The sequence below is a fragment of the Rhizomonospora bruguierae genome (genome assembly GCF_018397995.1).
In the GTDB taxonomy this organism is placed as follows: Bacteria; Actinomycetota; Actinomycetes; order Mycobacteriales; family Micromonosporaceae; genus Rhizomonospora; species Rhizomonospora bruguierae.
Map to the genome: position 1 here is coordinate 1 of NZ_BBQH01000117.1, position 4,251 is coordinate 4,251.

The 4,251-nt window shown below is 65.3% G+C and carries 5 protein-coding genes; 3 read left to right on the forward strand and 2 right to left on the reverse strand.

The window, feature by feature from the left end; genetic code table 11:
- Positions 1-800: 800 nt before the first annotated feature.
- Positions 801-1,214, reverse strand: a complete 414-nt coding sequence (locus KJS59_RS30170) for an MFS transporter (RefSeq protein ID WP_213457332.1) — start codon at positions 1,212-1,214, stop codon at positions 801-803.
- 41 nt (positions 1,215-1,255) lie between these two features.
- Between KJS59_RS30170 and KJS59_RS30175 the strand changes: the two genes are divergently transcribed.
- The 3 genes from KJS59_RS30175 to KJS59_RS30185 all read left to right on the forward strand — a co-directional run bounded on the left by KJS59_RS30175 (position 1,256) and on the right by KJS59_RS30185 (position 2,889).
- Entirely contained in the window at positions 1,256-1,513 is a 258-nt protein-coding gene (locus KJS59_RS30175) for a type II toxin-antitoxin system Phd/YefM family antitoxin (RefSeq protein WP_213457334.1), read from the forward strand.
- Positions 1,510-1,770 carry a Txe/YoeB family addiction module toxin gene (locus KJS59_RS30180; protein WP_213457336.1) on the forward strand — a complete coding sequence of 87 codons (261 nt, stop codon included), beginning with the start codon at positions 1,510-1,512 and terminating at the stop codon, positions 1,768-1,770. Before KJS59_RS30175 ends, KJS59_RS30180 begins: the two co-directional genes overlap by 4 nt.
- A 69-nt stretch (positions 1,771-1,839) precedes the next feature.
- Positions 1,840-2,889 (forward strand): hypothetical protein, encoded by a 1,050-nt coding sequence (locus KJS59_RS30185; RefSeq protein ID WP_213457338.1) that lies wholly within the window; start codon positions 1,840-1,842, stop codon positions 2,887-2,889.
- A 306-nt stretch (positions 2,890-3,195) separates the two neighbouring features.
- On the opposite strand, the gene KJS59_RS30190 is transcribed toward KJS59_RS30185, so the two are convergent.
- A complete protein-coding gene (locus KJS59_RS30190) occupies positions 3,196-4,122 on the reverse strand; it encodes a hypothetical protein (protein WP_213457340.1) in 927 nt (308 codons plus the stop codon).
- Positions 4,123-4,251: the final 129 nt, after the last annotated feature.

The window sequence follows — 4,251 nt, forward strand, 5'->3', positions numbered from 1 at the left end:
CCGTCGGTGACTTCTGACGGTGGCCGAACATCACCAGTAGCACTGCATCGTCATGTCATCGATACGTACGAACTTTGATGGGCCGTCCGATCCGATGATCGCCTTCACGAACACCGGATTGGTGCCATTCAGTGGCCACCTGGCAGTATCGACGGCCACGTAGAGGCCGCCGCCTAAAACGGCCTACCACCAGCGCATACACACAAGGGGTGGGAAGAGCGCCGACAAGGCCGTTTCCGGCGAAAGGTCAGACCACAAGGGCCGACAACGTGGTCGCTCTCCCCACCAGCAACCCAGCTTGCCGCAACCCAACCCACGACGGCAAGCCCATCACCATGCCCGAAAGCATCATGTCCCGGCTCCGCCGGGACGCTGCCGCACACGTGGTCAAGGTTCGAGTTTCGTCTCAGCCCTGCCGGCTGGAAAGCCAGGTAGGGCACGGCGAGAAGTAAGTAGAGCGGCACCACGAGCCGGACCCGGCGGTCGGCCGGGACGAACCGACCAACGACGAAATCGCCGCCCATCATGCCGATCGCCGCAGCAGTGAACAACAGGCCGGCTTGGTCGCCGGCGTACGGGACGGCCAGCACCTCGGCCCCGACCAGTCCGTTGGGCACCCACTGCATGATCAGGACCGTCCGGATCACCGGATCCGCGAACAGTCGACGGTTGCCGCGCCACGTGGCCGCCACCGTGGCCCGACCGATCGCCGCAGGGCCGGATCCGCAGGCCGAACCGGTGTATCGCGGCCGCGAACAGGGCAAGAACGCTGGCCGCCAGGAGCGCCTGCCGTGCTCCGATCAGGGCGAGGATCGTCCCCCTACCGCGAAGCCGAATATCTGCATACCACCGGACGACAGGTTGAACACAGATCGACCGAGAATGAAGCGGTCCCCGGTGAGGACGTCGGCGAGCAGGGCGGAGCGGGTCGCGGCAGCGACCGCGTCGACCGCCCCCGCGGCGATGACCAGGGTCAGCATGCCCCAAAGCGGCAGGATCCCAGAGGCCAGAGTCACGGTAACCACCGCCCGGATGCTGTCCCATCCGGCCAGGAACGCCCGGGATGGCACCCGATCCGCCAGCGACAGCAGGGTCATCGCGCCCAACGCCTGCGGCAGGTAGCCGGCCACAAATCCAAGCCCGGCGAGAAGAGCCGATCCGGTGGCGGTGTACAGCAGCGCCGAGAGTGCCAGCATCTCCACGCGAACCTTCACCCATAGTGGTACCATATCCGGTACAAGCCTGGGAGGGCATCGTGACTTCAGCGATTAGCGCCAGCGAGGCGCGCAAATCCCTCTTCCCGCTCATCGAGCGCGTCAACGAGGACCACACCCCGATCGAGATCGTTTCCAAGCGGGGCAACGCCGTTCTGGTGAGCAAGGAGGACTGGGACTCGATCATGGAGACCAACTACCTGCTCCGATCCCCCGCCAACGCAAAGCGCCTGACCGAGAGCGTCGAGCAGTGGCGATCCGGCCGAGCCACCGAGCGCGAGTTCGGCCCTGAGGAATGAAATTCAGCTGGACCGATCATGCCTGGGACGACTACCTGTACTGGCAGACCCAGGACCGGAAGACCCTCAAGCGCATCAACGCACTGATCGCCGACATCAAACGCGATCCCGATGGCCCTGGCATCGGAAAGCCGGAAATCCTCCGTAACAACCTCGCCGGCCTCCGGTCCCGTCGCATCGACGACGAACATCGCGTGGTGTACGCCGTCGAACCCAACGAGATCACCATCATCTCTTGCCGGTACCACTACGAATGAGCGGTGGCCGGACAGCAACTGGTCGGGCCACGACCAGAACCAGGCTACACGCACCGCTACCATCACGCGGTGCCGATGAACAGGATGAATCGCGCAGATTTTTTCGACAAGCTGGCCACGCTCGACGAGCAGCAACTCAGGACAGCGCTATGGAATGTCTACTGGCGGGCAGCGGCGCCGGTGCGTGAACGTATCGAGGCCGAGATCCAGCCCGCACCGGTCGGCCCGACCAAGCGTACGAGCAAGGCAGCTGTCGACCCACGAACGGTACGAGACGAGGTGCAACGTTTCGTCGACCTGGCCCGCAGCGGCGCCTACATCGCCGGCGACCGGCGGGTGCCACCGGGACAGCGCACTCGCTGGCGCTCCGAGTTCTCTCGTCTCGCAGCCGACGCACGCGCCGGGCTGCGCGCTCCGGAACCCGACGTCGCAGCCGCTGCTCTCGAGGAGCTGATCGATCTCGCCTGCGAAACCAGGCACTACGACTACTTCCGTTCTGAAGACCCCATGGAAGCAGCAAGGTTCGTCGTCTCCGACGCGGCCACGCTGCTGTGGGGACACCGACGTGACCGACACGGTTTCCACACTTTCGCGGCCGAAGCAGCACCGCAACTGCTGCGCTGGGAATCGCCCTACGGCTGGACTCGCAGCGGCTACGGCAAGATCATCGAGAAGGAGATGACGCTCGCAACGGTCATCTCCGGGATGCTCAGCATCCCGGACAACTGGATGACCTTCGCCGGGCACTACCTCGACGCCCTCGACCATGCCATGGGCGGCGACACCCGGAGCCGGACATGGCCGACGGGTGATTTCGCCCGGAAGCAGCGCGCCGCAGACCTCGCGGAGTGGCACGCGATCCTCATCCAGCAACTCGCCGACACCGAAGCGGAAGACCTCCTCGACAAGCTCGCGGACCATCCCGCTCTTGCGGGCCCGGAACTCGACTTCGTCCGTGCCCGCCGCGCCCACCAGCGCGGTGACGTCGAAGCAGCCCGCGCTCTCATGACCAACGCCCTGACCAAGCTTCCTGGGCATGGCGAGATGCTGGCATTCGCCACCGGTATCGACGCGCCACTTCCCGAACGGGCCCGCGAAATCGCCGCAGGCCGCGCCTGAACACGAACGCGCCAGCCAATGCAACCAGTATGGTTCGCGCAATGCTTCATTTCACCCGCGCATACGCCCAGGTGTTACGTGGACTCAATGTGGCAGGATCCAAACCGCATTTCCGCAGCTCAGGGCCGATCGTGACGCTACCAGCCGTGCGCCGACGCATGCCCTGACCGGCGGGTTCTAGGATTAAGCTTCGCCGCGGTCATCACCACCCGGTCGGCCACCATCGGGATCGACAGTGGCCTTTGCCGGCCAGGCTTGCAGTCACCGTCTCGACCCGCTGGCGGACAGCGCAGTGACCATGGCTGCTCACCAACCGACCAACCGCAGGATCTCGTCCAGATCCGGTGTGGCGAACACAATCCTGTTCCCGACGACCGTGAAGCGTTGCATGGACCCCAGATTGCGGGCCTTGGCTACGAACGGATTCTGGGCGTCGCGCCAGACTCCTTCGGCATACGCCAGAACTGCCTTGAACAGCCGGAGTCGGACGTCACCACCCAGTCCGGCCAGGCCACCGGCCACGCTGGCGGCGATGTTCGCCGATTCACCGGCGATGTCGTAACGACCGGCAGTGTGATGAAGCTCCGTCGCGAGCAGGGCGGCCGCGGCCCAGGCCGGTGCCGCCAACTGGAGGGCGCCGGGCGCGTTCGCCAGCCAGTCGGACCGGGACTTGTTGACGCCAAGCGCATCCCGTACCCGCTCGGCGACGATGAGGCCATCGTCGATGGCCGACAGTGCCTCCTCTGGACCTGCCCCCGACACCAACAGATGCCGGCCAAGGTGGAAGCTGGCCCGCGCCAGCCCCATCATGGCATCCAGCGAGTTGGCGCTGACAGCTGCGGACTTGTATGCGCCGATGGCATCGTTGAACCGGACTCTCGCTCCGGCCACGTCGCCAGTCGCCTGCAGCACGGTTGCCATCCGCAGCACCACATCGGCGCACTGGACAGCATGTCCGCCGAGCGCCGAGTAGTGGTCATAGGACTCTTCGAGCAGCACGAGGGATTCGTGAGTCATCCCGACATAGCCCGCGTAGTTGTAGAGCGCCGCCGCCAGGACCAGCCGGTCGTCGTCGCCGGGGTACTCCTGGAAGAGCCGCCGCACGATCGATAGTGCCGCCTTGGCTCGGTCGGCGGCACGGGACGCATCGCCCTGAACTCCCGCTCGAATGGCCTCATTGCTGAGGCGGTCGTACTCTCGCTGAAGCCTGGCCCGCTCGACCGTGTTCGTCACCTGAACCCCCGTCCGACAGCGCCAACCTGACGATTGTCGCGCACAGGCCCGCAGGACGCCAGAGTGGTGAAGTCAGTCCGTGCGGTCGACATGACAAGGCACCGATATGCAAGATCGACGTTTCATGGT